General features: G+C 41.9%; 4 protein-coding genes and 1 pseudogene. 1 reads left to right on the top strand and 4 read right to left on the bottom strand.

The features are described from left to right. Positions 1–20: 20 nt before the first annotated feature. Positions 21–284 carry a DUF1871 family protein gene (locus V7083_RS23495; RefSeq protein WP_335482619.1) on the bottom strand — a complete coding sequence of 88 codons (264 nt, stop codon included), beginning with the start codon at positions 282–284 and terminating at the stop codon, positions 21–23. An 85-nt stretch (positions 285–369) separates the two neighbouring features. On the opposite strand from V7083_RS23495, the gene V7083_RS23490 reads away from it, so the two are divergent. After that, positions 370–1,533: a MalY/PatB family protein gene (locus V7083_RS23490; protein ID WP_335482617.1), complete on the top strand. Its 1,164-nt coding sequence runs from the start codon at positions 370–372 to the stop codon at positions 1,531–1,533. A 30-nt stretch (positions 1,534–1,563) separates the two neighbouring features. Here V7083_RS23490 and V7083_RS23485 read toward each other — a convergent pair whose 3' ends face one another. The 3 genes and pseudogenes from V7083_RS23485 to V7083_RS23475 form a co-directional block, all read right to left on the bottom strand. Beyond that, a complete protein-coding gene (locus tag V7083_RS23485) occupies positions 1,564–1,941 on the bottom strand; it encodes a PH domain-containing protein (protein ID WP_335482615.1) in 378 nt (125 codons plus the stop codon). A gap of 180 nt (positions 1,942–2,121) precedes the next feature. Further along, complete coding sequence (gndA, locus tag V7083_RS23480; protein ID WP_335482613.1) at positions 2,122–3,534, bottom strand: NADP-dependent phosphogluconate dehydrogenase; 1,413 nt, start codon at positions 3,532–3,534, stop codon at positions 2,122–2,124. Positions 3,535–3,604: 70 nt separating this feature from the next. Beyond that, positions 3,605–4,178 (bottom strand): annotated as a pseudogene (locus V7083_RS23475) (DHHA1 domain-containing protein); the annotation flags it as partial.

Below are 4,178 nucleotides of genomic sequence, written 5' to 3'. Positions count from 1 at the left end.
AGTTTAACAGAGCCTTTTAATTAAATCGAGCAGGATTCCTCATTTTTTATCACCATTAATTGTTCTGCGATTTTTAAGCAATTCTCCAAGGGGAGAATCTTTTCAAAAGAGAAATCATAAATTTCTTGAATACGTTTCGCCAGCTTTAAAGAATGGTCCAATTCATGGACTGCTTGAATCACATCGACGATTTCTGTTTCATAGCCGCTGTTAAACTGAGGAAACGGATCCCATTCAGTTAATAATTCCGCATATTTTAAATGGGTTAGAATTTCTTTTCGCATTTTATCACCTAAATGTTTATATATTTGCATGATTTATTTTATCATAGGAATTAGGAACAACGATAATGGAACAGGCGGTGACAGGATGTCAATATTTGATGAGAAAATAGACCGATTGAAAACGTCGTCGGTAAAATGGGAGTTAACCAAAGAAATTTTTGGAGAGTCAGACGTGTGGCCGATGTGGGTTGCCGATATGGATTTTAAGCCACCGCAAGCGGTCATCGATACACTGAAATACCGTGTCGACCATGGAATTTTTGGATACACTTTTGTCCCTGTTTCAACTGCAAAGGCCATTGCCGATTGGATGTTGAAACGGCATCAATGGAACATAGATCCTTCTTGGCTTCTGTACTGCTCGGGAATTGTGCAGGCAATTAGCCTGTCCATCCAGTCGTTTACGAAGGAAGGAGACAAGGTGCTGGTACAGTCACCGGTCTATACACCTTTTTTTGATATGATTGAAAAAAATAACCGGGTGATGGTCAATTGCCCATTGATCTTGGAAGGAAATCGCTACAAGATGGATTTTAGTGCTTTCGAAAATGCTTTAAAAGAAGGCTGTAAGCTGTTTTTACTCTGTAGTCCGCACAATCCTGCCGGACGGGTTTGGACCAAGAATGAGCTTGCTCGCATTGGTGAGCTTTGTTTACAGTATGATTGCTTAATCGTTTCAGATGAAATCCATTCCGATTTGGTTTATAGGGATTACAAGCATCTGCCGATTGCATCTTTAAGTGAGGAACTTTCCGAAAAAACCATTACACTTATTGCCCCAAGCAAAACCTTTAATTTGGCAGGTTTGCAGGCATCATCTGTCATTATCAAAAATAAAGCATTACGAAATCAATTGAGTGAGACCATGAAACGGCAAGGTCTGTTTTCTCTCAACGCATTTGGTATTGTTGGCATGGAGGCGGCTTATCTTCATGGAGAATCCTGGCTGGAGGAACTGATTGATTACTTACAGAACAACAAGGATTATGCGGTTCAATTTATTAACGAGCATCTTCCGGAGATTACTTGTATTGACCCTGAAGGAACGTATCTGCTTTGGCTTGATTGCCGAAAGTTGGGGCTAAGTGACGAGGAGCTTCGGGAACAGTTGATTCGTAAAGGGAAGCTGGGCTTGGAACCAGGACCAAAATACGGTCCTGGCGGTGAAGGCTTTGTCCGCATGAATCTTGCCTGTCCTTTTGAGGATGTGAAAGAGGGATTAAAGCGGTTGGAAAAAGCATTCAAATAAGAAAAAGGCGAGCGGCTGAGCTCGTCTTTTTTACTTTAGAACATATGAGGCTAAAACACTTTGCAGTTCGTAAATGTTTAAGCTCTTGTTGAATTGTTTTTGGAGCGGCAATGCATTGCCGGAAATCCAGATTTTCAGTTCGGCATCCAAATCAAAGCTGCCCGCTGTTTCAATGCTGAAATGGGTGATACTTTTGTAAGGAATGGAATGGTATTCCACCTTTTTTCCTGTTAGCCCTTGCTTGTCGACGAGTATTAAACGTTTACTGGTAAAAATAAATAGATCACGAATGAGCTTGTATGCTTTTTCGATTTGTTCATTTGGTGTCAAGATCTTGGCAAATTCCTTTTCCAGCTCATGAATATGAATTTCAGAAGCATTCCCCATTAACCCATCAAGAAATCCCATTGTAAGTCCCCCTTTACTTTTGGCTGTTAATAAGACTGTTGATTTGCGCTCCACGAGCTTCACTTCCGTGGGCGGTTCAGAGAGCTTCCTGCAGGAGTATTTCCTTCTTCCGCCCCAATCAACAATGTGCATCTTTATATAAAGTATACAGGAAAAACCCGCCGATAGGGCGGGTCCTCTTTAGATTTCAAGCCATTCTGTGTGGAATGTTCCTTCTTTGTCAATGCGCTTGTAGGTGTGGGCGCCGAAATAGTCACGTTGGGCCTGAAGCAAGTTGGCCGGCAGGACTTCGGAGCGGTAGCTGTCATAATAGGCTAGTGCACTGGAAAGTCCTGGTACTGGGATCCCTGCCTTCACAGCGATGGAGACCACTTCTCTAGCAGAATCCTGATAATCTGCCGTAATACCTTGGAAATAGGTATCCATTAATAAGTTTTCTAGTTCCTGATTACGATCATAGGCGTCCATAATATTTTGCAGGAAGCCTGCTCTAATGATACAGCCGCCACGGAAGATTTTCGCAATCTCACCAGGTTTTAAATTCCAATTGTATTCCTCAGAGGCCACCTTAAATTGAGAGAAGCCCTGAGCATAAGAAATAATTTTGCTGAAATAAAGTGTTTTTCGGATTTGTTCGATTAATTCTGATTTATTGCCGATAAATTTATTTTCTTTCGGACCTTTTAACAACTTGCTGGCTTTGACACGTTCATCTTTCATTGCTGAAAGGAAGCGGGAGAACACAGATTCCGTAATCATGGTGAGTGGAACTCCTAAGTCAAGGGCGCTCTGGCTGGTCCATTTACCGGTACCTTTTTGTCCGGCGGTATCAAGAATGACATCGACAATTGGTTTACCCGTTTCCGGATCTTTCTTTGTAAAAATATCTGCTGTGATTTCGATCAGATAGCTGTCCAATTCTCCCTGATTCCATTCATGGAATACTTCATGAAGCTCCTCTGCAGACAAGCCAAGCAATGATTTCATCATATGATAGGATTCGCAAATAAGCTGCATATCACCATATTCAATGCCGTTATGAACCATTTTAACATAATGACCGGCACCATCTGGACCAATATAGGTACAGCATGGATCACCGTTTACCTTTGCCGAAATGGCTGTCAGCAATGGACCAACTGCTTCATACGCTTCTTTTTGACCGCTTGGCATAATGGCTGGGCCCTTAAGCGCCCCTTCTTCACCACCGGATACCCCTGCCCCGATGAACAAGATCCCCTTTTCAGCCAATTCCGTATTCCTGCGGATCGTATCCTTATAGTATGTATTTCCGCCGTCAATTAGGATATCGCCCTTGTCCAGATATGGAAGCAATGATTGGATTGCTTTATCGGTAATCTCACCAGCATTAACCATAAGCAAAATTTTGCGTGGGCTCTCTAAAGATTGTACAAATTCCTCAATATTAACAGTACCAACTATATTTTTATCTTTGTGATGGTCTAAGATTTCAGTAATTTTTTCTGCAGATAGGTCATAAACCGCTACAGAGAAACCCTTGCTCTCAAAATTTAAGGCAAGGCTCCGCCCCATTACTCCAACCCCGACAACACCAATATGTTGTTTTTTCAATCTAATTCTACCTTCCCTTCATGATGCTACTTATTTTTGGATACACTTATTATGAACGAATTGAGTAAGTTCATGCTTCTATAAAGGCAGAACCCCGTAAATGCTCCAGTAGCTGCTGAGCTGAAATTAATGCCGGCCCGCCGCCCTGAGCAAAGGAGTCATTCCCTCCACCCTTGCCGTTAATCAATGGAAGTGCAGATCCAATTAATTTTTTCATACTCTCATTTCTGCCATTTCCTCTGGCACAAACAAGCTGAAGCTGTTGTTGATTATCAGAAACAGCTAAAACAATGGCTTCCTCATCTAAAGCGATGATCGCTCGAGCCAATTTTTGCAGTTCTTGAATGGAACGATTTTTGAAAACCTCAGCCACCAGTTTATCCTGAGATACTTCCAATATTTCTTTTGCCTCATACTGAATTAATGCTTCTTTAGCTTGTTCTAAGGATTTTTCCAATGCTTTATTTGTTTCAAGTAATCTGATTGCGGCTGAAGGCATATCGTGTTCCGGTGCATTCAGCAACTTCGTTAGTTCTAGCAAAACAGTTTGTTTTTGCGCTAACTGCTGGATGACCCGTTCCCCGCAGACAAATTGCAGGCGAACCTTTTTCCGCTGCCGTTCCCAATTCAGGATCTTAATGGCC

This window comes from Bacillus sp. JJ1764 (assembly GCF_036962145.1).
In the GTDB taxonomy this organism is placed as follows: domain Bacteria; phylum Bacillota; class Bacilli; order Bacillales; family Cytobacillaceae; genus Neobacillus.
Note: the sequence above shows the minus strand (reverse complement) of the source record. Positions and strands in the feature narration are given on the sequence as shown.

Excerpts from the sequence above, each read along its gene's own strand:
- V7083_RS23495 (WP_335482619.1), bottom strand. The coding sequence starts at position 284 with ATGCGAAAAGAAATTCTAACCCATTTAAAATATGCGGAATTATTAACT.
- V7083_RS23490 (WP_335482617.1), top strand. The coding sequence starts at position 370 with ATGTCAATATTTGATGAGAAAATAGACCGATTGAAAACGTCGTCGGTA.
- V7083_RS23485 (WP_335482615.1), bottom strand. The coding sequence starts at position 1,941 with ATGGGATTTCTTGATGGGTTAATGGGGAATGCTTCTGAAATTCATATT.